General features: G+C 67.2%; 18 protein-coding genes and 1 pseudogene. 10 read left to right on the top strand and 9 right to left on the bottom strand.

The genetic code is table 11. From position 1 onward, the window contains the following. Positions 1-92 precede the first annotated feature (92 nt). The gene (locus BDI24065_RS02265; RefSeq protein WP_175029827.1) at positions 93-815 is read left to right on the top strand and encodes an OmpA family protein; all 723 of its coding nucleotides are present in this window, start codon (positions 93-95) and stop codon (positions 813-815) included. 260 nt (positions 816-1075) lie between these two features. Further along, positions 1076-1795, top strand: coding sequence for a response regulator transcription factor (locus BDI24065_RS02260; RefSeq protein ID WP_175029826.1), 720 nt, complete (start codon positions 1076-1078; stop codon positions 1793-1795). A 136-nt stretch (positions 1796-1931) separates the two neighbouring features. On the opposite strand, the gene BDI24065_RS02255 is transcribed toward BDI24065_RS02260, so the two are convergent. The 4 genes from BDI24065_RS02255 to BDI24065_RS02240 form a co-directional block, all read right to left on the bottom strand. Further along, positions 1932-2621: a response regulator transcription factor gene (locus BDI24065_RS02255; protein WP_175029825.1), complete on the bottom strand. Its 690-nt coding sequence runs from the start codon at positions 2619-2621 to the stop codon at positions 1932-1934. A gap of 230 nt (positions 2622-2851) precedes the next feature. Further along, positions 2852-7462, bottom strand: a complete 4611-nt coding sequence (locus tag BDI24065_RS02250) for an ESPR-type extended signal peptide-containing protein (RefSeq protein WP_175029824.1) — start codon at positions 7460-7462, stop codon at positions 2852-2854. Between the two features lie 201 nt (positions 7463-7663). After that, positions 7664-10684, bottom strand: coding sequence for a sensor histidine kinase (locus tag BDI24065_RS02245; RefSeq protein ID WP_254609655.1), 3021 nt, complete (start codon positions 10682-10684; stop codon positions 7664-7666). An 80-nt stretch (positions 10685-10764) separates the two neighbouring features. Further along, on the bottom strand, positions 10765-11550 hold the full coding sequence (locus BDI24065_RS02240) for a response regulator transcription factor (protein ID WP_254609654.1): 786 nt from the start codon (positions 11548-11550) through the stop codon (positions 10765-10767). A gap of 465 nt (positions 11551-12015) precedes the next feature. On the opposite strand from BDI24065_RS02240, the gene BDI24065_RS02235 reads away from it, so the two are divergent. The 5 genes and pseudogenes from BDI24065_RS02235 (at position 12016) to BDI24065_RS02215 (ending at position 16419) form a co-directional block, all read left to right on the top strand. Then, a complete protein-coding gene (locus BDI24065_RS02235; RefSeq protein ID WP_175029823.1) occupies positions 12016-13446 on the top strand; it encodes a sensor histidine kinase in 1431 nt (476 codons plus the stop codon). Continuing rightward, positions 13443-14090 (top strand): response regulator transcription factor, encoded by a 648-nt coding sequence (locus BDI24065_RS02230; protein WP_175029822.1) that lies wholly within the window; start codon positions 13443-13445, stop codon positions 14088-14090. The genes BDI24065_RS02235 and BDI24065_RS02230 overlap by 4 nt, the downstream gene beginning before the upstream one ends. Positions 14091-14220: 130 nt before the next feature. After that, positions 14221-14937 carry an outer membrane protein gene (locus tag BDI24065_RS02225; RefSeq protein WP_175029821.1) on the top strand — a complete coding sequence of 239 codons (717 nt, stop codon included), beginning with the start codon at positions 14221-14223 and terminating at the stop codon, positions 14935-14937. Between the two features lie 64 nt (positions 14938-15001). Beyond that, positions 15002-15118: pseudogene (locus BDI24065_RS02220) on the top strand (hydroxyisourate hydrolase); the annotation flags it as partial. 302 nt (positions 15119-15420) lie between these two features. After that, the gene (locus tag BDI24065_RS02215) at positions 15421-16419 is read left to right on the top strand and encodes a serine protease (RefSeq protein ID WP_254609653.1); all 999 of its coding nucleotides are present in this window, start codon (positions 15421-15423) and stop codon (positions 16417-16419) included. Positions 16420-16528: 109 nt separating this feature from the next. On the opposite strand, the gene BDI24065_RS02210 is transcribed toward BDI24065_RS02215, so the two are convergent. Continuing rightward, a complete protein-coding gene (locus tag BDI24065_RS02210; RefSeq protein ID WP_175029818.1) occupies positions 16529-17215 on the bottom strand; it encodes an SDR family oxidoreductase in 687 nt (228 codons plus the stop codon). A 337-nt stretch (positions 17216-17552) separates the two neighbouring features. Between BDI24065_RS02210 and BDI24065_RS02205 the strand changes: the two genes are divergently transcribed. Further along, on the top strand, positions 17553-18221 hold the full coding sequence (locus BDI24065_RS02205; protein WP_175029817.1) for a MarC family protein: 669 nt from the start codon (positions 17553-17555) through the stop codon (positions 18219-18221). A 74-nt stretch (positions 18222-18295) separates the two neighbouring features. On the opposite strand, the gene BDI24065_RS02200 is transcribed toward BDI24065_RS02205, so the two are convergent. From BDI24065_RS02200 to BDI24065_RS02190, 3 genes are all read right to left on the bottom strand, one after another. Beyond that, complete coding sequence (locus BDI24065_RS02200) at positions 18296-18778, bottom strand: heme-binding protein (RefSeq protein WP_175029975.1); 483 nt, start codon at positions 18776-18778, stop codon at positions 18296-18298. A 150-nt stretch (positions 18779-18928) separates the two neighbouring features. Beyond that, positions 18929-19765 (bottom strand): ion transporter, encoded by an 837-nt coding sequence (locus BDI24065_RS02195; protein ID WP_175029816.1) that lies wholly within the window; start codon positions 19763-19765, stop codon positions 18929-18931. Between the two features lie 87 nt (positions 19766-19852). Further along, on the bottom strand, positions 19853-20452 hold the full coding sequence (locus BDI24065_RS02190) for an NAD(P)H-dependent oxidoreductase (RefSeq protein ID WP_175029815.1): 600 nt from the start codon (positions 20450-20452) through the stop codon (positions 19853-19855). Positions 20453-20562: 110 nt separating this feature from the next. Between BDI24065_RS02190 and BDI24065_RS02185 the strand changes: the two genes are divergently transcribed. Then, complete coding sequence (locus BDI24065_RS02185; protein ID WP_175029814.1) at positions 20563-21480, top strand: LysR family transcriptional regulator; 918 nt, start codon at positions 20563-20565, stop codon at positions 21478-21480. Positions 21481-21513: 33 nt separating this feature from the next. Here the strand turns inward: BDI24065_RS02185 and BDI24065_RS02180 are convergent, their stop codons facing one another. After that, entirely contained in the window at positions 21514-22323 is an 810-nt protein-coding gene (locus BDI24065_RS02180; RefSeq protein WP_175029813.1) for a TlpA disulfide reductase family protein, read from the bottom strand. Between the two features lie 504 nt (positions 22324-22827). Between BDI24065_RS02180 and BDI24065_RS02175 the strand changes: the two genes are divergently transcribed. After that, positions 22828-24132 carry an MFS transporter gene (locus BDI24065_RS02175; RefSeq protein ID WP_175029812.1) on the top strand — a complete coding sequence of 435 codons (1305 nt, stop codon included), beginning with the start codon at positions 22828-22830 and terminating at the stop codon, positions 24130-24132. Positions 24133-24172 lie beyond the last annotated feature (40 nt).

The raw sequence follows: 24172 nt of genomic DNA, 5'->3' as shown, positions 1-24172 counted from the left end.
GCAGGGCGGGGCGCAAGCTCCGCCCGTCCCGGCTTCCGATCCCTTTCCTTTAATCCGATCTTTATCGTCCGCCTTCGGGCGGACGTTTCACCATGAAAATTTCCACCTTGTTGTTGCGCGCCGCGTCGATCGGCGCAATCGCGATGGCGCTCGGTGCGTGTACGACGCAATCGGGGCTCACCTACGACATCCGCGCGGTATCGATCCCCGGCAAGTCGGACAATGTGTTCCGCGTGAGCTGCGACGGTTTGCTGGGCAGCGTGAATGCCTGTGCGAAGGCTGCCGAGGAATTCTGCCGCGGCCAGGGCTTCACACCGCTCGAGATGATCGACCGCGTGCACAGCCGCGCGCCGATGAAAGATCCGCGTGAAATCACCTTCATCTGTGGCAAGCCGCAGCCGGCACCCGTAGCGGCACCGGCCGCACAACTGCAACCCCAGCCGCAACCCGCGCCGCAGCCGGTCCCGCAGCGCCAGGTGCTGCTGCAGGGCGACGCGAATTTCGGCCTCGACAGCGCGGCGCTCACGCCGCAGGCGAGCAACCAGCTCGACCGCTTCATCGACATCAATCGCGGCATCGAATTCCGCCGCGTGAGCGTGACGGGCTTCACCGATTCGACGGGCGGCAAGACGCACAACCTCGCGCTGTCGGCTTCGCGGGCGCGCAACGTGATGAACTACCTGAGCAGCAACGGCCTGAAGGCGCAGTCGTTCGTTTCCGAAGGCGTGGGCGCGGCCGATCCGGTCGCCACCAACGCAACGGCCGAAGGCCGCGCGCAGAACCGTCGCGTCGAGATCCGGATCGACGCGCGATGATGCGCTGAACGGCGGGCGCCGCTGACGCGCCTGCTTCCTCCGCCCGGCAGATGCCTGAAGCCGCCGGCTCGTCACGAGCCGGCGGCTTTTTTGTGCGTCCGCACAACCCGCCTCAGGGCCGTTGGCCCGATCCATGGATACCACCCCGGTTTCATGCGAAGATAGCGCCCAACTACGATCCACGACGCGCGCAAGCGCCGTCGCCGGCCGGCGCGTGGCAGTTTCCGCCACGACACCAGGCCGCGCAAATCTGGACGACTATGGGAAGCTATCTGATACGCGTGGTACTGGCCGACGACCATCCGGCGATGCTCGCCGGCGTCGAGCACGGGCTGTCGTCGGTGCCGACGATCCAGTTGACCGGCAAGGCCGGCAACTCGACCGAACTGATCCGGCTGCTCGATGCGGGCGCGTGCGACGTCGTGGTGTCCGATTACGCGATGCCCGGCAGCGCGCACGGCGACGGCATCACGCTGTTCTCCTACCTGCAACGCAACTACCCGGTCGCCAAGCTGGTCGTGCTGACCATGCTCGACAACCCGGCGGTGATCGGCGCGCTGACGCGGCTCGGCATTACCTGCATCGTCAGCAAGTCCGATACGGTCGATCACCTGATTCCCGCGATTCACGCGGCCGCGACGGGCGGCACCTACTACTCGCCGTCGGTCGAGAAGGTCGTGCGGACGCTGACCTCGCATTCGAGCGCGCGGGCCGCCGACCAGAAGCGCGAGTTGAGTGCGCGCGAAATCGAGGTCGTGCGCCTGTATGCGTCGGGCCTGACGGTGAACGAAATCGCGGAGAAACTGAGCCGCAGCAAGAAGACCATCAGCACGCAGAAGGCGCGCGCGATGGAAAAGATCGGCGTGGAAAAGGACATCGACCTGCTGCGCTATGCGATCGAGAACGGGATCGTGGCTGCCGCGGGCAGCGAAGGGCGCAGCGGAGAAGCGGAAGGCGCACAGGGCGGCGACCCGGCCTGACCGGGCGCATGTTGTCACGCGCCGCAGGATGGCGGCGCGCAGCGGCCCATCCGCGTCGCGATGCGATGCGTCGGCGCGGGAAAACACATCGGCACCGCGCGGGTGCCGATGCTTTCATCTCAAGGTTTCGGTTTCGTCAGTCCGTTTCGCCGGCAGCCTGTGCCGATGCATACCCGTAATCGGTCACGAGCCCGCATGCGATCGCATAGCGCACGAGATCGACGTCGCGCTCGATGCCGAGCTTCTGCATCGCCGAACTCTTCTGCGTGCTGATCGTTTTCTTGCTGCGATTCAGCTTCTCGGCGATCTCGTTGACCGACAATCCCGACGCAAACAACCGGATCACTTCGACTTCGCGCACCGACAGCGCCGGCGCCTTGCCGGTCACGCTGCCTGCGTTGCGCAGGATCTTGTCCATCGACGGCGACAGGTAGCGGCCGCTCGTATAGGCCGCGTGGATCGCCATCGTCAGGTGGTTCGGCAAGTCCGACTTGCTGACGATGCACGCGATGCCGAGATTGATCAGCGCGCGCAGCGCGACTGCGTTTTCCATCATCGTCATCACGACGATCTTCAGGCCGGTGTGGCGCTTCAGGATCGTCGTGAACAGCGCGAGCCCGTCGCCGTAGTCGCTGCCGGGCATCGCATAGTCGGATACGAGTACGTCGCACGGATGGTTCGCGAGCGCGTCCATCAGTTCCGTCGAATTGTGCGCGGTCGCGACGACCGCGACGGTGTTCGTCGCCGACAGTTCGTAGCGCGCGCCGATGACGATCGCCGGATGGTCGTCGGCGATCACGATGCGGATGGGGAAGGTCTTGTTCATGAGGGTCTCACGCGTTGCGCGGCGCGGGGCGACACGCGTTCGGCGTTGTTGAACGGGGGGGGCCGGCGCTGGGGCGCCGTCGCGGGCGGCGAGACGGCTGGCCGGACGCGACGCCGTCGCGCCGACGGCCGGTGGCAACTCGGAGGAATCGCCACTGGCCGTCGGCCGAAAAGCGGGGGAATCGCTTCCCCCGCTTCGGGTCGACGCTCCGCTTGCGCGGAGCCGTCCGGTCAGAACTCGTAGCCGACTTGCGCACGGATGCCCACGTCGCCGACCGAGGTGACCGACGTCGCGCCGTTCACCAGCCAGTTGCCGTTGCGCGAACGGTAGGTCGCGCCCGCCGCGATGGCCGAGCCGCTCTTGAAGTTCGCGGCGCCGACCGCGACGACCGTCTTGCCCGGCTGCGACGGCGTCATGTTCGGCATCGCCATTGCGGCCGCGATACCTGCATACGCGTTCTTCGCGACGTCGTTGATCGCGCGGTTCGTGTCGTTGAAGCGCTGGTCGACCGATTCCATCGCGCGGTCGAGCTGGCCCTTCGTCGCCGCGTCGGACGCGTTGATGCCGTCCGCGATGTTGACGAGCCGGCGGTTGCCTTCCGCGGTGCCGTCGCCGAACGAGACGGTGTTCGCTTCCGTTGCGACCGAGCCCTGGCCGATCGCGACCGAATTGTTGCCCGAGGCCGTCGAGCCCTGGCCGATCGCGGTGCTGCCTTCGCCCGATGCGACCGAGCCTTGGCCGACGGCCGTGCTGTTGTCGCCCGACGCGACCGAACCGTTGCCGATGGCCGAGCTGTTGTCGCCCGACGCGACGGAGCCGTTGCCGATCGCCGAACTGTTCTTGCCCGATGCGTCCGCGCCTTCGCCGACGACGGTCGAACCGTCGCCCGTGCCGGGGCCGCCAGCACCCGGGCCGCCCGTGCCGGGGTCGCTCGGGCCGGGGCTGGTTTCGAGTTCGCCGACCCGGCCGGACAGATCGTCGTAACGGTTCGACAGATCGTCGTACTGCTTCGCGAATTGCTCTTGCAGTGCGTAGAGCTGGCTGCCGTTGACGGCTTCCATGCTGGTCGCGCTGATCATGCCTGCCGCGACCTGCCGCAGTACCGTGCCGTCCGTGCCGGCGAAGGTCACGGTATCGAACGAGAGGCCGCTGTCGTAGGTGACGGCGCCGACTTCCTTGCCCGTGTAGTCGATGAGGCCGGTCGCGCGCAGTTGCGAGACGGTGACGACGTCGTCGTCGTGCACGCCGTTCGCGACGCCGGTCAGCACGCGCGGGCCGCCGCTGCCGGCGAAGTTGACTACCGAGCCGGCACCGCCTGCGCCGACCGTGATCATGCCGCTTGTCGCGTCCTGCTGAACGAGGCCGACAGTACCGCTGCTGAGCTGCTCGGCAAGGTTCTTGATGCCGCCTTCGTTGCTCGTCACGCGATCATTGAGGTTGGTGACGACGTCGCCGACCGTGCTGACGATCTTCGTGCCGCCGCTGCCGTCGCCGACGGTGAAGCTCGGTGCCGAGAGGGAGCCGTCCGCGTTGACGGTCGAGCCGCCGCCGATCGCCGATGCAACGCTGTCGGCGACCCCGTGCAGTTGCGAGCCGTTGACCGCTTCGGTGCTGGCAGCCGATACGTCGCCTGCCGCGATGCCCGTCAGCTTGCGGTTGCCCGCCGTGCCGGCGAAGTTCACGGCTGCGCCGTCGGTGTTCGCGCCGACCGTGAGATCCGCACCGGCAGCCGATTGCTGGACGAGGCCGATCGTGCCGTCCGACAGTTCGTTCAACTGGTCGTTGATGGTGTCGATCTGCGTCGTGTGCGTCGCGATGGTGGTCTGCGCGGTCGACAAATCCGTTTGCGTCGATGCGAGCGAGACATTGGTGGTCGACAGCTCGGCCTTGGTCGCATCGACAGCGGCATTCGTGGCGCTCAGCTGGCCGAAGTTCACGGCGTCCGAATCGGCGGTGCCGTTGGCGACGCCCGTGAGCTTGCGATCGCCGGCCGTGCCGGCGAAGTTCACGGCAGCGCCGTCGGTGTTGGCGCCGACCGTGAGGTCCGCACCGGCAGCCGATTGCTGGACGAGGCCGATCGTACCGTCCGACAGCTCGTTCAACTGGTCGTTGATGGTGTCGATCTGCGTCGTATGCGTGGCGATGGTGGTCTGTGCGGTCGACAGTTCCGTTTGCGTCGATGCAAGCGAGACATTGGTGGTCGACAGTTCGGCGTTGGTCGATGCGAGCGAGACGTTGGTGCTCGACAGCTCGGCCTTGGTCGCGTCGACAGCGGCATTCGTGGCGCTCAGCTGGCCGAAGTTCACGGCGTCGGAATCGGCGGTGCCGGCGGCGACGCCCGTGAGCTTGCGATCGCCGGCCGTGCCGGCAAAGTTCACGGCTGCGCCGTCGGTGTTCGCGCCGACCGTGAGGTCCGCGCCAACAGCCGATTGCTGGACGAGACCGATCGTGCCGTCCGACAACTCATTCAACTGGTCGTTGATGGTGTCGATCTGCGTCGTATGCGTGGCGATGGTGGTCTGCGCGGTCGACAGTGCCGCGTTCGTCGACGCGAGCGAGACATTGGTGGTCGACAGTTCGGCATTGGTCGATGCGAGCGAGACGTTGGTGCTCGACAACTCGGCCTTGGTTGCATCGACAGCGGCATTCGTGGCGCTCAGCTGGCCGAAGTTCACCGCATCCGAATCGGCGGTACCGGCGGCGATGCCCGTCAACTTGCGATCGCCGGCCGTGCCGGCGAAATTCACGGCTGCGCCGTCGTTGTTCGCACCGACAGTGAGGTCCGCACCTGCAGCCGATTGCTGGACGAGGCCGATCGTGCCATCCGAAAGCTCATTCAACTGGTTGTTGATGGTGTCGATCTGCGTCGTATGCGTCGCGATCGTGGTCTGTGCGGTCGACAATTCCGTTTGGGTTGACGCGAGCGAGACGTTGGTGGTCGATAACCCGGCGTTGGTCGCATCGACAGCGGCATTCGTGGCGCTCAGCTGGCCAAAGTTCACGGCGTCCGAATCGGTGGTACCGGCGGCGACGCCCGCGAGCTTGCGATCACCGGCCATGCCGGCGAAGTTCACGGCTGCGCCATCGGTGTTTGCGCCGACCGTGAGGTCCGCACCGGCAGCCGATTGCTGGACGAGGCCGACCGTGCCGTCGGACAAACCGGCGAGTTGGTCGTTGATCGTTGCGATATCGGCGGTGTGGGTCGCGATATTGCCCTTGGCGGTCGTCATGTCGCTATCAAGCGCAGCAACATGGGCGTTCGTGGTCGACAGTGCCGTATTCGTCGACGCGAGCGAGACGTTGGTGGTCGACAGCTCGGCGTTGGTTGCGTCGATGGCGGCATTCGTCGTGCTCAGCTGGCTGAAGTTCACGGCGTCCGCATCAGCGGTACCGTTGGCGACACCCGTTAGCTTGCGATCACCGGCCGTGCCGGCGAAGTTCACAGCCGCGCCGTCGGTGTTCGCGCCGACAGTGAGGTCCGCACCGGCAGCCGATTGCTGGACGAGACCGATCGAGCCGTCGGACAGGCCGGCGAGTTGGTCGTTGATCGTTGCGATATCGGCGGTGTGGGTCGCGATGTTGCCCTTCGCGGTCGTCATGTCGCTATCAAGCGTGGCGACCTGGGCATTCGTGGTCGAGAGCTCCGTTTGCGTCGACGCGAGCGAGACATTGGTGGTCGACAGCTCGGCCTTGGTTGCATCGACAACGGCGTTCGTGGCGCTCAACTGGCCGAAGTTCACGGCGTCCGAAGCGGCGGTACCGTTGGCGACGCCCGTCAGCTTGCGATCGCCGGCCGTGCCGGCAAAATTCACGGCTGCACCGTCGGTGTTCGCGCCGACGGTGAGGTCCGCGCCCGCAGCCGATTGCTGGACGAGACCGACCGTGCCGTCCGACAGCTCGTTCAACTGGTTGTTGAGGTTGTCGATCTGCGTCGTATGCGTCGCGATGGTGGTTTGCGCGGTCGACAGTGCCGTGTTGGTTGCGGCGAGCGTGGCGTTGGTGGTTGAAAGGTTCGTGTTCGTCGAGGCCAGCGAGGTGTTGGTCGTAGACAGCGCCGTGTTCGTCGCCGCGATTGACGCATTCGTCGTCGAGAGGCCGGCATTCATCTGGCCAAGGTTCACGGCGTCCGTATCTGCGGTGCCTGCCGAAACGTTGACAATCCGGCGCGTGAACGTCGCTCCGTCGATGTTGGGAATACCCGCGCCGACGGAGATGGTGTTCGCTTCATGTGCAACGGAGCCCATACCGAGGGCGACGGCGTTGTTGGCGTCACTGGTGACATGGGTAATCGTGCCGATTGCCACTGAACCCGTACCTTCCACGACCGCTCCCCGGCCTGTCCGCGTGGCAGCACCAATAGCGAGTCCATAGCTCGCGGTAGACGTCGAGTTTGCACCGATCGCGGTGCCCGCGCTGGTTCCTACGGTTGCCCCGTTGCCCAAGGCCGTGGAAGTGCCGCCGAGAGCGCTACTCCCGTTACCGATCGAGATATCGCTGGCCGTAGCGGCGTTCGCTGCCGTTCCGCTGCCTGCCCAGGCCGAGATACCATTGCCCGAACTCCAGCCGCCCGCCATGGTGCCGATCGATCCCATGGTGCCGATTTCGCTCTGATTCACCATCCGGCACACACCTGCATCGTCGACCGTACCGCTCGCCCCGTCCGCCGTCGTGCATACATCCGCCGCAGCCGCGCTGCCGATGACCGCGCCACCCAGCGCGATCGCGATCACGGCCTGCCGCGCCGCACGCGACGACCCCTTCGAATGCGACTTCGCCGTCTCGGCCACGGCCGTCCACGTGCGGGTCGTTGCGTTCCAGATGTTGCGATAGGTCTTGTTCATTTGCCCTACTCCTTACGGTTTGTCAGTTCACAAACCGATGGTAGGGATCGGCCTCGTCCTAATCAGTCGTCCTTGGCTGATTCGAGATAGCGCCTGTGTAGGCCCAGTCCTACAAGCGTGCAGTGGCCTTGCTGGGCAAGGCCCGCGTGTTGATTTAGGGAAGGGGGAAAGACCGACCGGAAACGGCCGGTCGCGTCTTGTTCAGACGGACGGCGCCTGCGCCTTGCGCCGTTGCAGTGCATCCCGCGCAAGGCGTTCAGCCTCCGCGAGCCGGCCATCGAACGACGTCAGATTGCCGCCGTGCGCGACGGCCTGCAGTTCGCCGACCGCATCGGCCACCGCATGCTCGTGAATCGTCGCGAACGCGCCGCGCAGCGAATGCAGTTCGTGACGCAGCTTCGGCACATCGCCATTCGTCACAGCCTCACGCACCGCCGCCAGCGACTGCGTGAGACTCGTGTCGAGCAGCGCATGCACATCGGGCGGCAGCGGCCCTTCCGCGAGATCGACCAGCGTTCGCCGCCCCACTGCCTGCGCGGGCACCGCGTGCGCATGGCGCCGCACGGTTCGGTCGATCGTCTCGAGCAGCACCGGCTTCACCAGCACGGCAACGATCCCCGCTTCCGCGCATCGTGCATGTTCAGCGGCACTCGCGTGTGCGGTGACCGCGACCACCGGCAGATCCGGATACTGCGCACGCAGCACGCGTGCAAGCGTATAGCCGTCCATGCCCGGCATGTTGAGATCGGTCATCACGAGGTCGTAGCGCGTATCGGTACAGCGCCGCAATGCCGATGCACCTTCCTCGGCCGCATCCGCCGCATAGCCGAGCGTGACGAGCTGCCCCTGCAGCAGCGTGCGGTTCACCGGATGATCGTCGACCACCAGCACGCGCGCGGTGACGGCCGGCAGCGCCGCGTCGTCGGCGCGCGCGGCCTCCTGCGTGGCGATCTGCTCGCCGGTCGCCGGCTTCAGCGGCAACGTGACGACGAACGTGCTGCCGTGGCCGGGCTCGCTCTTCACGTCGATCGCGCCGTGCATCATCTGCGTGAGCTGCTTCGTCAGCGCGAGCCCGAGGCCCGTGCCGCCGTAGCGCCGCGTGATCGACGTGTCGGCCTGCGTGAACGGGCGGAACAGCGTCCCGCGCTGTTCGTCGGTCATCCCGATGCCCGTGTCGCTGACGCCGATCGCGATCGGCGAATCCGGATCGGTGTCGTCGCGCAGGTACACCTCGAGCGTGACTTCCCCGTGGTTCGTGAACTTGATCGCGTTGCCGAGCAGGTTGGCCGCGATCTGCCGGATGCGCGTCGGGTCGCCGAGATAGCGCGCAGGCAGCGCATCGTCGACGAACACGTCGAATTGCAGCCCCTTCGCGGTGGCGAGCGGCTCGAACATCGCGCCGGTTTGACGGATCGTCTCCGCAAGATCGAACGGGATCGCCTCGATCGTCATCTGGCCGGCCTCGATCTTCGACAGGTCGAGGATGTCGTTGATCAGGTCGAGCAGCACCGACGACGCGCCTTCGACGGTGTGCAGCCGTTCACGCTGCGTATCGGCGAGCGGCTCGCGGCCGATCAGTTCGAGATTGCCGAGGATCGCGTTCAGCGGCGTGCGGATCTCGTGGCTCATCGTCGCGAGGAACGCGGATTTCGCATTGTTCGCCGCGTCGGCCGCTTGCCGCGCGTTGTCGAGTGCGCGCTCGACATTCTTCTGCGACGTGATGTCGGAGAAGTTGGCCAGCACGACGTCCGCGTCGCGGTAGCGCGTGCGCACGAGGTTGACGAGCAAATCGACCGCATCGCCGCGGGTGGTGGGCAGCGACACGTGCAGGCCGGACTGCCATGCGTCAGTGCCGGCCGAGCGGTCGAAGCGTTCGAGCAACCGCACCGGCAGCGACGGTTCGCCAGCGCGGCGCGCATCGTAGTCGCGCATCGTGTCGTTCTGCAGCAGCACCGTGCCGTCGGCGAGCGACAGCAGCGCGATGCCGGACGGCGCGGCCTCGACGATCGTGCGGTTCAGGTTCTCGCTTTCGATCGTGCGGCGGCGGCGCGTTTCGTCGGGCTTCAGCACGCGGCGGTCGAAGCGCACGAGCAGCCACCACACCAGCGCGATCACGGCCAGCATCAGCGCGGCGTAGCCGCCCGCGCGCAGGCCGAGCGTCGCGAGCAGCGAGCGCAGCGTGAAGGCTTGCACGAGCGTCCAGTCGGTGTCGGGGATCGGCTGGCTCAGCGCGAACAGGCCGTCGCCGTATGCGGTGCGCGGGCCGCCGTTGTTTGCCGCAGCGCGCATGTGTGTGCCGAGGCGTTCGACCGACGCGAGCGTCGCGTCGTCGCTGGCGGCGGTGCCGGCACGCAGCAGCGTGCGGCCGCCTGCATCGGCGATGATCGCGGCGTCGGCCGTGTCGCCGGTGGCCAGCCGCGTGCGCAGCGTGTCGCAGGGCAGCGTCGACAGGAACACGACGCTCGGCGTGTGCCCGTTATAGACGGCGCCGGCGACGCGGAACACATCGCGCCGCTGCACCGGATCGTAGACGGGCGCATGCCATTGGTATAGCCCCGGCGGCGGCGTGTCGATGCCGGCGGCGACTTTCGCGACGAGCGTCTGCGCGTCGGTGGCCGGCGATGCGGTCAGCGGATCGGGCGGCACGGGTTCGGGGATGACGACGCCGAAGCTGCGGTCGGGGCGGTATGCATAGCCGGCGATCGCACGGTCGGCATCGTGCTTCGCGACATACGCACCGACGCGATAGGCCATGTCGCTCGCCATCGCGAGATCGTGCGCGTAGGACATGGCGGGGCGCTCGGGCGACAGGTCGGCCAGCACCAGCGTGGGCGGGAAGGTCGGGCTCCCCTGGATCACGAGCCGGCCGTGCCCGGCCGCGAGCGCGGCCACGCGTGCGGGGTCGGTCGGGCGCGCATTCCACACGGCTTCGTCGTGTGTGACGAGCGTGTCCATGCCCGTCGTGCGCATCTTGAATTCGAACTGGACGAGGAACTGGCGCACCGCGAACGTCGTATAGCGCGTCTGGATCGCCTCGCGCGCCATCGTGTAGAGCATCAGCCCGCTGGCGAGCAGGATCGCGATGGTCACGGCGATGCCGCCGCCGTATAGCAGCGCGCGCTGGCGGCGGCCGGCCGGCGTGGGATCGGCGGACGGGCGGGGGCGGTCGGGTGCGGCGCAGTGGTCCATCGGGAGCGGGGCGGTCGGCCAAGGTGCCCCCATGATAATGGAGTCCGATCACCGCGCAATGGGGCCTGTCAGGCTTGCGAGGGCGCGCGCGGCGCGCGGCGACGCGTTGATCGTTACGGGGCGGGGGCTGCCGGGGCAGGTGCTGTCGGCTCGCAGGTCACGAGCCGGTAGCCGAAGCCGTACATCGTCATCATCTTCACGCCATGCCGCCCGTCGAGTTCGAGCCGGTCGCGCAGGTACGCGACGTGCGTGTCGAGCCGCCGGCTCTGCGACGCGATGAGCGAACCCCACACGAGCTGGCTCACGTGCGCGCGGTCGAGCGCACGGCCCAGGTTCAGGAAGAACGCGGTCGCGATCTGGAAGTGCTTCTCGGTCAGCACGTGCTCGCGACCGGCGACGCGCACGATGCGCGCGGCCGCGTCGAATTCGAAGCAGCCGACCTGCCAGTGGCGATGATGCGTCGCGCGGTGATGCGACCACCTGAGCCAGGTCGCGATGCTCGCGATCAGCGTATCGGCCGGCGACACGTAGGGCAGGTGCTCGTTCGAGCCGGCTGTGAAGCACGCGCTGCGCGATGCGTCGGCATCGCGCTGGCTGATCGACACGATCGCGACCGTGCCGGCAAAGCGCGCGCGCAGTGCACGGATCGCGTCGAGCGTGCGGTGGCAGGCCGTTTCGCACTGCACGATGAACAGGTCGAACGATTGCGTGTCGCAGGTCGCGAGCAGGTCGGACAGATACTCGAAACGCGCCGGACGGTAGCCTGATTTGCGCAGGATGTCGTCGATGCGCAGGCGGTCGTAGCCGTAGCCCGCACGACGCAGGCGATCGTCGAACGCGCCGCGGCTCGGGTGGTCGATCGTCAGGATCGCGATGGAAGTGGAAGGCGTGTCGATCACGATGCGGACGGGTGAAGCCGGCGCGAAGCGGTCGCAGCGCGCGTTCGCGATCGGACGAAGGGAAGCGGGATCATGACCGGACGGGTTCCGGGCGGTATCGGCGCGATGCCGTTCAAAAAAAGTCCCGCCGGGGTGGGCGGGAAAATATCGACTATGGAGCCTGTACTCCCGGAGGCCACGGAGAACAAGCAGGCCGATTGTGGTCGGTTCGGAGTCTGAAGAAAATCAGCCCAGTCTGAAACTGCATGCCGTGCTGCTGGTGAGCGCCATGTTTGGGACGGGTCTGACAGGAAACATAACGGCAATCGGACCACAGGCCGTGCGGACTTGCCGACAATGGAGCGCGTTGTGCGTGGCGGCTGGATTCTCGTGCCGTGTGCCGAGTCTGCCGTGTTCGCCGCCTCGCGTCGACCGTGCGTCGCGTTGCCCGCGATGCATCATCCATTGCCGAATCCGCCCTTGCCCATGAAACCTTCCGTTCGACTCGTCGCGCTGCTTGCGTGGCTCGCGCTCAGCCTCGCCGGCACGGCCTTCGTCGTGTCGCGCGCCGTCGCCGACGCGTACGGCCGCTTCTTCCAGGATTCCAGCATCACGATCCGCCTGCTCGCGCAGAAGGCCGCGCAGCACGAGGCGATTCTAGCGACGCTCGGCGCATCGTCGCTGACGGCGCCGCCAGCCCACATGCTCGACAACCTGCGCGAACGCATGCCGCAGCTCGACGGGCTCGCGTACTGGCGGCACGGCACAGGCTGGCAGGCCGACGGCGGGCCCGCGCCCGTCATGACGCCGCAGCCGAGGCCCGGGAAGCCGTTCGCGCTGGTGTTCGACGGCCCCGCAGCCTACTGGCTGGTGGCCAATTCCGGCTGGGCCGTGCGCGTCGACCCGCGCCAGATGATCCAGCCGGGCGACTGGTCGTCGGCGATTTCATCGGCGGCGCTGGAGCTGCGCGATCGTCGTATCGACTTGCTGTCGCGTGAGTCCGGCAGCGCGCTGCCCGTCTGGACGATGCATCTGGAGAAGCACCTGCCGGCGCAGCCGCAGGCGTTCGTACTGCGCACGACGCGCACGCTGACGATCGCCGATCTCCCGTGGCTGCCGATCGCGCTGTGGAACGCGGTGGCCGCGCTGCTCATCGCGGGTGCGTTGGTCGCATGGCGGTTGCGCGAGGCACGCCGCCGCGAGGATGCACGCGCGCGGCTCGACCGCTTCGGCCGGCTCGACACCTTCGGCGAAATGGCGGCCGGCCTTGCGCACGAGCTGAACCAGCCGCTCACCGCGATCGTCACGCACACGCGTGCAGCCGAGCGCCTGCTGGATCGGCCGGCCGAACACGACAGCGTGCGCCGCGCGCTGCAGACGAGCGTCGCGCAGGCGAAGCGCGCGGCTTCGATCCTGGAGCGGCTGCGTGCGGCGGTGACGTCCGCGTGCGCCGGCCAGCGCGACGCGATCGATCCGGATGCCGTGATGAACATGCTGCTGTTCCTGTACCGCGACGACTGCGCACGCGAGCACGTCGCACTCGCCTGGCACAACGCGGCGCCGCGCGAGCGGCCGTTCGCCGAACAGGTCGCGGTCGAGCAGATCCTGCACAACCTGATCCAGAACGCGCGCGATGCGCTGGCTGGCACACCGCGCGGCGAGATCCGCGTGAGCGGTGCGCGGGTCGGCCGGCATTACCGCTTCAGTGTCGTCGACAACGGCCCCGGCGTGCCGGACGATGCGCTGCCGCGCCTGTTCGAGCCGTTCTTCACGACGCGCACGCACGGGCTCGGCCTCGGGCTGCCGCTGTGCGACACGCTCGCGCAGCGGCAGGACGGCAGGCTGACGGTGCGCAATGTGCCGACGGGCGGCGTCGAGGCCGTGCTGCTGTTGCCGCTGGCCGAGGAGGCTGCATGAACGAAGCGCTTCATTCGACACCGGACGCTTCGGTCGTCGCGATCGTCGATGATGACGAAGCCGTGCGCGACGGCCTCGCGTTGCTGCTGCGCTCCGTCGGCCTGCCGACGCGCTGCTACGCGGATGCGCAGGCGTTCCTCGTCGACGCCGAGGACGCGGCGCTCGGCTGCGTGCTGCTCGACATCCGGATGCCGGGGATGAGCGGCCTCGACGCGCTCGACGAATTGCGCGCGCGCCGCGACCTGCCCGCGATCGTGATGACGGGCCACGGCAACATCGACGCGTGCCGGCGCGCGTTCAAGCGCGGCGCGCTCGATTTCCTGCGCAAGCCAGTGGACGACGACGAGCTGATCGACGCGGTCCAGCAGGCGATCCGCCGGCACGCGGCGCAGCGCGAACAGGGCGCGCACGGCGGCACGGACCCGGCGCGCGCGGCGCGCATCGCGACGCTGAGCATGCGCGAACGGGAGGTGCTCGACGGCATCGTGCGCGGCTGGAGCAACAAGGAGATTGCCCGCGCGCTCGGGCTGTCGCCGCGCACCGTCGAGACTTATCGCGCGAACGTGTTCGACAAGCTGCAGGCCGCGTCGCTGGTCGAGCTCGTGCGCGACTATGCGGCGTTCGCGGGTGTGTCGTCGCCCTAGCGTTTTCATCGCACCTCCGTAGCGCTACGGAGGTGCAACCCGTAGCCGAACGGGTTCAACGATCGCGGCGCGATTCCTACGATGACGGCTTCTCCGACAAGTCATCCATCGTCAAGGAATCGAACTCATCATGATCAAGCGCTTTGCCCTGCCGTCCACGCTCGCCCTGCTGTTTTCGGGTGCCGCTTTCGCCGACACCGTCGCCGCACCGGAAACGAAGAAGGCGGCCGATCTCGGCGACGCCGGCTACTACGCGACGGGCCGCATCATCGGCGCGTTCGACAACGCGGTGAACATGGAGCTGACGAGCCCGCGCGTGGCAAGCCGCGTCGGCGGCCCGGACACCGGTTCGAACGTCACCGGCTCGCTCGGCCTCGGCTACCAGTTCGGCAACGGCTGGCGCGCGGAAGGCGAATACGTGTTCAAGCGCACCAACAACTTCACGAGCTACTGGGCGCCGTTCGACGCGAACGCGAACGAATTCCACGTGTCGGCGCAACGCCTGATGCTGAACGGCTACAAGGATTTCGATCTCGGCCGCGGCTTCTCCGTGTACGGCACGCTCGGTATCGGTGTCGCGATCGTGTCGGCCGACGGCTGGCAGACCAACGATTCGCGCCGCTTCGCATCGAAGACGCAAACGAACCTCGCGTACTCGGCCGGCGCCGGCGTCAGCTACGCGATCAACAAGCGCTTCTCGATCGACCTCGGCTACCGCTATGTCGATATGGGCAACGTCGAGACGGGTTTCAACACGTTCGCGAACCGCATCAACGCGCGTGACGAACAGCTGAAGTCGAAGCTGTCGTCGAACGAAGTGTTCATCGGGTTGCGCGGCCGGTTCTAAGCGCAGGCTCGAAGCGATCCGCGAGGAGGCAAAGGAGATGAAGGACGTCATCGATACCAACGCACCGGACGGGCTGCTGGACATCGTGCCCGTGCGTTTTACCGTGACCGATCCGGCGCAGCACTATCACGTGCCGTTGCTGTGTACGCCGTGGTACGCGTCGGTGTATCGCGGGAGTTGAGCGGCAGGGCAGCGCATGGCAGGCCGTCGGCCCCGCGGGGATTCGACCGTCCGGTTCTCCGCGACGCCGACAGGATGGGGCCATCGCAACGAACCGGACGCTGCAGGACACCGTGCCGATGCGCTTGACGATGATTGACACGACTGTAGGACTGGGCCGATCTCCATGCCGCGTCCGATACGGCCTGGTCCGATTGTCCGGTGGCGGCCCGACGGCGATACTCGAAGCCGACCATTCAACTACAGGAGCACGTACGGATTGCCGCGGCGGAAGCTGCGCGATACGTCGCCGACATCATGAGCATGCAGGACATCACCGGGAATTACGCGATTCCGCTGGCACTTCCGTTCTCGGATGTGCCGCCGCCGTATGGCCGGCGACGTCGGCCGTTCGTGGCGAGCCGGCGCGCGCGACAGCACGTGTTCGACATTTACGGCGCGCACCGTGTGCCGGCACCCGTGCCGGACCGCGGCCATGTCGCCAGGGCCGCACGGCCCGTCAAGATCGTGCGCGCCGAGGATTTCGGTTCGGATAACCGAGCATGGGTGCGCCCGCATCCGCTGCGCCGCCGCTGGCGGCTGACGCTGATGGCCAGCGCGTTGTTCGGCGTCGCATGCGTCGCGGCGACGCACTGGTTCGACGAGCGTCAGCATGACGCGGCGCATGGCGCGTTCTACGAGGCCGCGATTTCGGCCGCGCCGACGGCGGCCGTCGCGGCAGCCGAGGTGGCGCACGCGACCGGTCGGCCGGCGGAGGTGGCGATCGTGCCGGCGGATCGCCCGGCACCGACGGATGCGCGGGTGACGACGGCGGCGCAAGCCGTCTCCGAGGAATCCCGAGCGTTGCATGCCGGCGCGGATGCGTCGGCGAGCGCACCGGTGGCCGTTGCGATGGTCGTCGCGTCGGATGCCGTCGTGGCGGAAGTGGCGGCACCGGCGCCGGCACCGCTTGCGGGCCGTGCATCGTCGGCGGGCAAGCCGGTTGCCGTGAAGTCACGCGCGGCGGCGCAGCCTGCGGTCGCATCGCGCGGCAAGACGGCGCGCGGCACGCCAGCGAGCGCCCGTGCCGGGCAGAACGGAGCGGTTGCGGCTCACGGTGCGGTGGCGCACGCGCGGCAGGCGGCAACGGCGGCCGATGCGCCGCCGGCTGCACCGGCATCGAGCTCGGCGCAGGCGGTCGGCATGACCGCGTCCGAATTCACGCAATGGCTCGCGGCGACGCGGGACACGGCGCGACCGGCGGCAGGCAGCACGGATCTCACGGTCAACTTGCCCGGACACACGCGTCTGACGGAACGCTGACGGGCGCGTAAGGAGCGATGCATCGCGAATGTCGACAGCCCTTCGCTCCCGGTCGGGAGCGAAGGGCTGTTCGGACATCGTGGTGTCGGCCGCGTGGCGCGGCCGCCGGTCAGAACGACTGACCGAGCGCGCGAATGATCAATTCGCTGACATCCACGTGGTCGGGTTGCTTGAGCACCCACATCACGACACGCGCGACGTCGTCCGGCTTCATCATCGCATCGGGCGTCTCGGCCCACAGCGGCGTGTCGACATGGCCAGGCGCGATCACCGATACGCGCACGCCACTGCCGACGACCTGTTGCCGCAGGCTCTCGGCCAGCCCGGTGACGGCCCATTTCGTTGCGGTGTACAGATTGCCCGGATAGACCTTGCGCCCGGCCGTGCTGCCGGTAAACAGAAAATGCCCGCGCCGTTCCGTCAATGCCGGCAGGGTCGCCTTGATCAGCAGCGCGGCACCCAGCACGTTGGTCATCACCATGTCGCGCCAGCTTTCCGGATCGCCGGTCAGCAGGTCGCCGCGCGACGAAAAGCCGGCATTGGCAAACGCGACGTCCAGCCCGCCGAAGCGATCGATGCAGGCCTGCACCGCGTGTTGCGTCTGCTCCCACGACGACGCATCGACGATGTCGCCGGTAATACGCTCGCGTGCCTGCGCATCGAACGAGCCGAGGAAAGCATCCAGCCGCTGGCGCTGGCGACCGGTGACAACCACCCGATGCCCTTCGGCCACGGCCAGTCGGGCCGTGGCTTCGCCGATGCCGCTCGTACCGCCGGTAATGAAGATGGTTTTCATGCGTGTGCTCCGATTGAAGTGTGACGGGTCCCGGGCAATCTAACCCGCATCGGGAAGCCGGTTCAATCGGACCAGTCGGATAAGCAGAGGGGCGATCCCCGCGCGCATGCCGGTTTATTTGGGGGGGCTTGTGCGCGTCCGACGGGATCCGCGCGTTGCGCGTACAAAATCAGACCCGACTGATTTCCCGCACGCCGCGCTTCATCGACAATCGGGGTTCTGCGGCCGGCGCGCCCCCCGTGCGCGCCGGACTTTGAGGAATGTCCTCTTGGCGGCCGGTCTTCTCGACCGGTCGCCTTTTTTTATTCCCTGTCCGTTACCGAGGAGCACGATCGCAATGCCGGTCGGCCGCCTGATCCCTGAAATCTTGTTCGGCTTCACCGGCCTGATCGGCATCATCAATCCGTTCGGCATGGCGTTCGTGTTTCTCGAACGCACGCAATCGCTGACGGAGGCCGAGCGCGCGACGCTGTCGAAACAGGTCGCAACGAACGTGTTCTTCACGCTGCTCGTGATCTTTTTCATCGGCGCGCCGGTGCTGAACTTCTTCGGGATCTCGATGGAAGCGCTGCGGATCGGCGGCGGCTTCGCGGTGGCCGTGGCCGGCTGGTCGATGCTCAACGCGCCCGACGTGCCGGGCGGCGACAGCGCCGCGCAGGGCGACGATCTGCCGAAGCTGATGGCGCGTGCATTCTTCCCGCTCACGGTGCCGCTGACGATCGGCCCCGGCTCGATCGCGGCTGGCATCGCGCTGCATGCGAACCGGGCCCGCACGGCCGCCGAGTATCTGGCGTCGGGCGTGGTGTCGGTTGCGGTCGCGGCGCTCGTCGCGTTCGCGATCTGGCAGATCTACAGCCGCGCGACGACGCTCGCGCGCTATCTCGGCAGCGAGGGAACGAAAGTGGCGATGCGGGTGTCGGCGTTCCTGCTGCTGTGCGTGGGCGTGCAGATCATGCTGACGGGCTTGGCGGCGTTCGCGCAGACGCTGGGCGGGCAGGCGGGGTGAGGGGGCGATAGCGCGTTTGTGCGCGGCCTGTGAAAAGAAGCAGGGCCGAACCTGGAACGGTTCGGCCCGCCGCGTTACAGCAACTTCGCCTGAACGCGCGCGATCCCCTGCTGCGCACAGGCTTCATCGAGATGCCCGCCCGGCGCGCCGCCCACACCGACCGCGCCGATCACTTCGTCGCCGGCCCTGATCGGCACGCCGCCGCCCAGCACCAGGAACCCGTCGATCGCCGTCATCTGCGCGGCGGCCGGGTTCTTCTGCAGGTTCGTGGCGAGCGTGCCGGTCGGCGTCTTCGTCGACAGCGCGGTGTAGGCCTTGCGCTTCGATGCGTCGACGGTATGCAGCCCCGCGTTGTCGCCGCGCAGCACGACGCGTGCGAGACCGCTGCGATCGACGACGGTGACGGCCACGTTGTAGCCGTTGGCGGAGCAGGCCTGCACGGTCTGATGCGCGATTTCGCTGGCGAGGTTCAGCGACAGGTTCTTTTCCTGCAGGACTTGCGCGGAAGCGGCGGTGGTCAGCGTGGCGGCGGCGAGCGTCACCAGGGTCGATCGAATTATCACGTGAACTCCTTATCGAAATGGCAGAAAGGCGAGCGGCGAATCTGCGGTGCACATCGCGTGTCGTGATGACCGGCGCTGCAGCGACCGAACCGCTCGATGAGTCCAGTTTCGACTAGGGAGAGATGAAGCTGAATAGGACGGGGCTTATTTTGGATGCGGCGTGTCGGTAGCGCCAGGCCGAGGCAGTGCGACGCCGCAATGCGGGCAGCACGGCTCATCGCCCACGGCCGGCCGCGTGTCGGCACGCGTGCGCTCCAGCGCCGACGCCACCAGCTCCGCGCCCATGATCCCGGTCGGAAACGCGATGATCCCGTAGCCGAGCAGGATCGCGCACGACGTGATGAGCCGGCCGAGCGGCGTATGCGGCGTCAGGTCGCCGTAGCCGGTCGTGCTCATCGTCACGGCCGCCCAGTACACGCCCACCGGAATGCTCGTGATGCCGTTCTCGGGCCCTTCGACGAGAAAGATCACGGTGCCGAGAATCACCACCAGCACGAACATCCCGCCGATGAACACGAAGATCTTGCGGCGCGCGCGGGTCAGTGCACGCATCAGCATCTGCCCTTCCTCGAGGTAGATCGACAGCCCGAGGATGCGGAACACGCGCAGCAGCCGGAGCAGCCGCACGTCGATCAGCGCATGCAGGCCGGGGAAGAAGAACGCGAGATAGGTGGGCAGGATCGACACGAGATCGACGATGCCGAAGAAGCTGCGCGCGTACTGCAGCGGCTTCGGTGCGGACAGCAGCCGCACCGTGTATTCGGCCGTGAACAGCAACGTGAACGCCCATTCGGCCGCATAGAGCGCGTGGCCGTACCGTTCATGCAGGTCGTGCACGCTGTCGGCCATCACGACGAGCACGCTCGCGACGATCAGCGCGAGCACCACGATGTCGAGGTTGCGGAGGAACGAAGGGCGCTGGGTGCATCGCGCGACGGTGTCGCGCAGCGCGTCGAAGGTGGACTGGATCGGCGTCATCATGCGCCGGAGTTTACGGATGGCATCCGGCAGGGCCAATCGGACGCGTCTGATTTCCGCGTCGCGCTTTCCGCCGCGGTCGATCCGACCTTACGCGTGCAGCGCGTCCATCTGCCGGCGTGCGTTCGCGAGCCCCGCGTCGAATCCGTGCGGCCTCATGTCGAGCCCTTCCGCATAGACGAATTCCACGTCGACGATGCCCATCAGGCCGAGCACGGCACGCAGGTACGGCGTGACCGCATCCGTGTCCTGGCCGACGTGCACGCCGCCGCGGGAACTGAACACGATCGTGCTGATGCCTTCGACGAGCCCCACCGGGTAGGTCTCCGTGTACCGGAACGTCACGCGTGCGCGAGCGACGAGGTCGAACCAGTTCTTCAGCTGGGTCGGCACGTTGAGGTTGTACATCGGCGCGCCGATCAGCAGCAGGTCGCTGCCCTTGAGCTCGGCGATCAGTGCATCGGACAACACGATCGCCCGTTGCGCGCGCTCGCTCGGGTTGGCCGCGCCGCGCAGCGCGTGAAACAGCTCGCTGTCGAGAATCGGCAGCTCGGCGTCGACGAGATTGCGCACGATCACGTCGTCGGCATGGCCGTTGGCCTGGCGCTCGGCCAGGAACGTGTCGATCAGCGCGCCGGTTTGCGACTGACTGCCGTTGATGCTCGATTTGAGGACAAGGATCCGGGCCATGGGAGGTGCTCCGTTGCGAATGTGAGGACTGGAATCGATCCTAGCATTCACTTTTTATCGCCAAAAGCGATAAGATCGACGCACTGTGTAGCGCATTTGTCCCCAATCGCATGCGAAACAACCTGAAGGGCATCGACGTGTTCGTCGCCGCGGCGGAAGCGAGCAGCTTCGCGGAAGCCGCGGAGAAACTGCACATCACGCGGTCCGCGGTCGGCAAGAGCATCGCGCGCCTCGAGGAGCGGCTGGGCGTCGTGCTGTTTCAGCGGACGACGCGCAGCCAGAGCCTGACCGACGAAGGGGCGTTGTTCTACGACCATTGCCTGCGCGCGATGGAGCAGATCCAGGCGGGCGAGGCGCTGCTGGAAACCGGCAAATGGCAGATGAAGGGGCGCCTGCGCGTGTCGATGCCGACGCTGTTCGGTCATCTTTGCGTGGCGCCGATCCTGATCGACCTGGCGAAGGCGCATCCCGAGCTCGATCTCGACCTGTCGTTCAGCGATCGTTCCGTCGACCTGGTCGAAGAGCGTTTCGACCTGGCGGTGCGCGTCGGCACGTTGCCGAACAGCAGCGAGCTGGTGGCGCGCCCGCTGGGCGAGCACCGGATGGCGTTCTGCGCATCGCCGGCCTATCTGAGCCGCTGCGGCGAGCCCACGACCTATGAAGAACTCGAGCGGCACAAGGCGCTGGCCTATACGCGGTTCGGCCAGGTGCATCGCTGGCGCGTGATCGTCGACGGTCAGCGCGAGGAACTGCAGCCCGCCGTTCGTCTGCTGTCCGACGATTTGAGCGCGCTGATGGATGCGGCCGTCGCGGATCTGGGTGTCGCGTGGCTGCCGTACTGGCTGGTGCGCGAGGCGCTGCGTGGCGGCACGTTGCGGGAGCTGCTGCCCGATCGGCCGGGCGTGATCTTTCCGATCCAGGCAGTGTGGCCGTACACGCTGCATCTTCCGCTGAAAGTCCGGGCCGCCGTCGATGCGCTGCTGGAACATCTCCCGGCGCGGCTGGCCGCGGTCGAAGCGCGGATGTGACGCGCGGCGCTTCTGCCTGTCGGCAGGTGCGCGTTACTGGCCGAAGCGGTCCGCCACGGCATCCTTCAGCCGCGCGGCGGTGATCTCGCCCATGTGCGATTCGACGAGATTGCCTTTCGCGTCGAAGAAGAGCGTCGTCGGCAGCCCGCGCGAACCGTAGGTCTTCATCGCGTGCAGCGTGCGATCGAGCAGCACGTGATCGAACCGCAGCCCTTTCTGTTCGAGGAACGCGCGCACCGCTTGCGCGTCTTCGCCCTGGTTGACCATCAGCACCGTCATCCCCGGATGATCCTGCTGCGCTTGCGCGAGGATCGGCATTTCGCGCTGGCACGGCGGGCACCACGTGGCCCACAGGTTCACGACGACCGGCTTGCCCGCGAAGCGTTGCACCGGCACCGGCGTGGCATCGAGCGCTTCGAGCTGCAACGCGGCGAGCGGCGGCGCGCTGTGCTGCAACGTGGCGAGCGTGCCCTGCGCGATCCCCCATGCGGCAACACCGGCGAGCATCCCGGCCATCACCGGGCGACGCAGCGCGGGCAGGCGGCGCAGGCGCCAGCCCGCGAACACGATTCCCGCCGCGAGGCCGATGCGCCAGTCGAAGCCGCCGTCGCCGAGCGCGATGATCGAGCGCGGCGCGGCGGCGTATTCGTGCCACCACTGCGCGACGTAGCCGATACGCGCGGCGAGCAGGCCGAACAGCAACGCATCGAGGATCAGGCTCGACGCGCTCTTGTGGTGTCCGTCCGGCGGGCGACGCTGGATGAAACGGGCGACGAGCCACGCGAGCAGCGCGGCGATGGCTACCGCGACGACGCGGATCGAGAAGGGACCAATGCTCAGCATGAAAGGGCGGGACGTGATCGAGCGGGGCTGGAGAGGGGATTGTCCGCCACGGCGATGAAGCCGTCGACGGTCGTGCGGCGATTCGACAGGTCGCCGCGTATGGGGGTTCCCGTCGAGAACGTAACGGCGCGTTGCGGATTCGTCGGAGGAGGCATGCTCAGGACGCCGTGATTTTCGTGCGAAAGGGCAGCGAATCAGACCCGTCTGATGGTCAGTGGCGCACCGGTTATCAACAATACGCATACCGGCGAGATGTGGTGTCCTCCGGTATCCCGAACAGGGATCTCTCCTTGACGGCCGCTCCTCCCGCGAGCGGCCGCTTTTTTATCGTCAAGCGTGCGGGCGTGAATGCCTGGTGGCGGCCGGTGGGCGCGGCCGCGAACCGACCCATGTCGGCTGATTAAACGGAATAGGACCGCTGCCAGATGCGAGCACCGGGCATTCACTCGCGCACTGCATGACGCCGGCCGACAGCCGGCGGGGACTACCCGATGGAGGAGACACATGACGAACCATGACGCGGCACTCCGCACCGCGCCCCCCGGCGACACCGCCACGACCGCATCGACGGGCCGCTTTGTGCAGCTTGCGCTGCTCGTCTGTGCGGCCGGCGCGATCTATCCGATGCTGTACCTGCGCCAGTTCTACCAGGACACGATGCTGGACCTGTTCCAGATCACGCGCACGCAGCTCGGTTATCTCTATTCCGCACTCGGCACCACCTTCCTCGTCTGCTACCTTCCGAGCGGCTGGCTCGCTGATCGGCTGTCTCCGCGCTGGTTGATCAGCTTCTCGCTCGCGGCGACGGGTGCGCTCGGCTTCTGGTATGCGAGCGCACCGTCGTATGCGACGTTGATGGTGATCTTCTGCGGCTGGGGTGTAACGACGGGCCTGACGTTCTGGGCGTCCGTGATCAAGCGCGTGAAGACGATCGCGCGGCCGAGCGAGCAGGGCCGGTTCTTCGGGTTTCTCGACGGCGGCCGCGGGTTGATCGAAGCGCTGCTTGCGACCGCGTCGCTCGCGCTGTTCGCGTGGCTCGTCGACACGCGCGGCGTGTCGCACGGCGGTGCGTTCCGGCAGGTGGTCGTCGGCTATTCGGCGGTCTGCATCGCGCTCGGCGCGCTGCTGCTGTTCGTCAGGGATGCGGGCGGATCGACGGCGCACGATGCGGTGAAGGCAGAGAAAGGCCACCTTGGCCGCGACCTGCTGACGCTCGCGCGCAATCGCCGGCTGTGGGTGTTCGCGGTGATCGTGTTCTGCGGCTATCACCTGTCGTGGGCGACCTACAGCATCTCGCCGTATCTGCAGCAGAAGGGCGTCGGCATGTCGATCGTCGCGGCCGGTTTCATCGCGTCGCTGAAGCTGTGGATGCGGCCGATCGGCGGAATCGGCGGCGGCTTCATCGGCGATCGCATCGGCACGCTGAACGTGCTGGGTGGCGCGCTGTTCTGCGCAGCGCTCGCGTTCGTCGGGCTGATCGTGTTTCCGTCGCTCGACCAGCTTGCGCTGCTCGTGGGTGTCGTGATCGTGATCGGCCTGCTGACGTATGCGGTGCGCGGCCTGTACTGGAGCGTGCTCGAACGCTGCGACGTGCCGGCGCGCATCACGGGGCTCGCGATCGGCATCATCTCGCTGCTCGGCTATTCTCCGGACGTGTTCCTGCCGTTGCTGAACGGCTGGCTGACCACCGCGTATCCGGGCATGCACGGTTATCAGCTGTACTTCGGCTATGTCGCGTGCGTGAGCGCGGTGGGTGGGGGCGCGTGTCTGCTGCTGAAGGGCATGCTGAAGGACGAACACGCCCGCTGAACGTCGCCCCGCTCGATATCCGCTTCGTCGTCGAAGCGGC

Origin of the sequence: Burkholderia lata, assembly GCF_902499025.1 — a bacterium.
In the GTDB taxonomy this organism is placed as follows: domain Bacteria; phylum Pseudomonadota; class Gammaproteobacteria; order Burkholderiales; family Burkholderiaceae; genus Burkholderia; species Burkholderia lata_C.
Note: the sequence above shows the minus strand (reverse complement) of the source record. Positions and strands in the feature narration are given on the sequence as shown.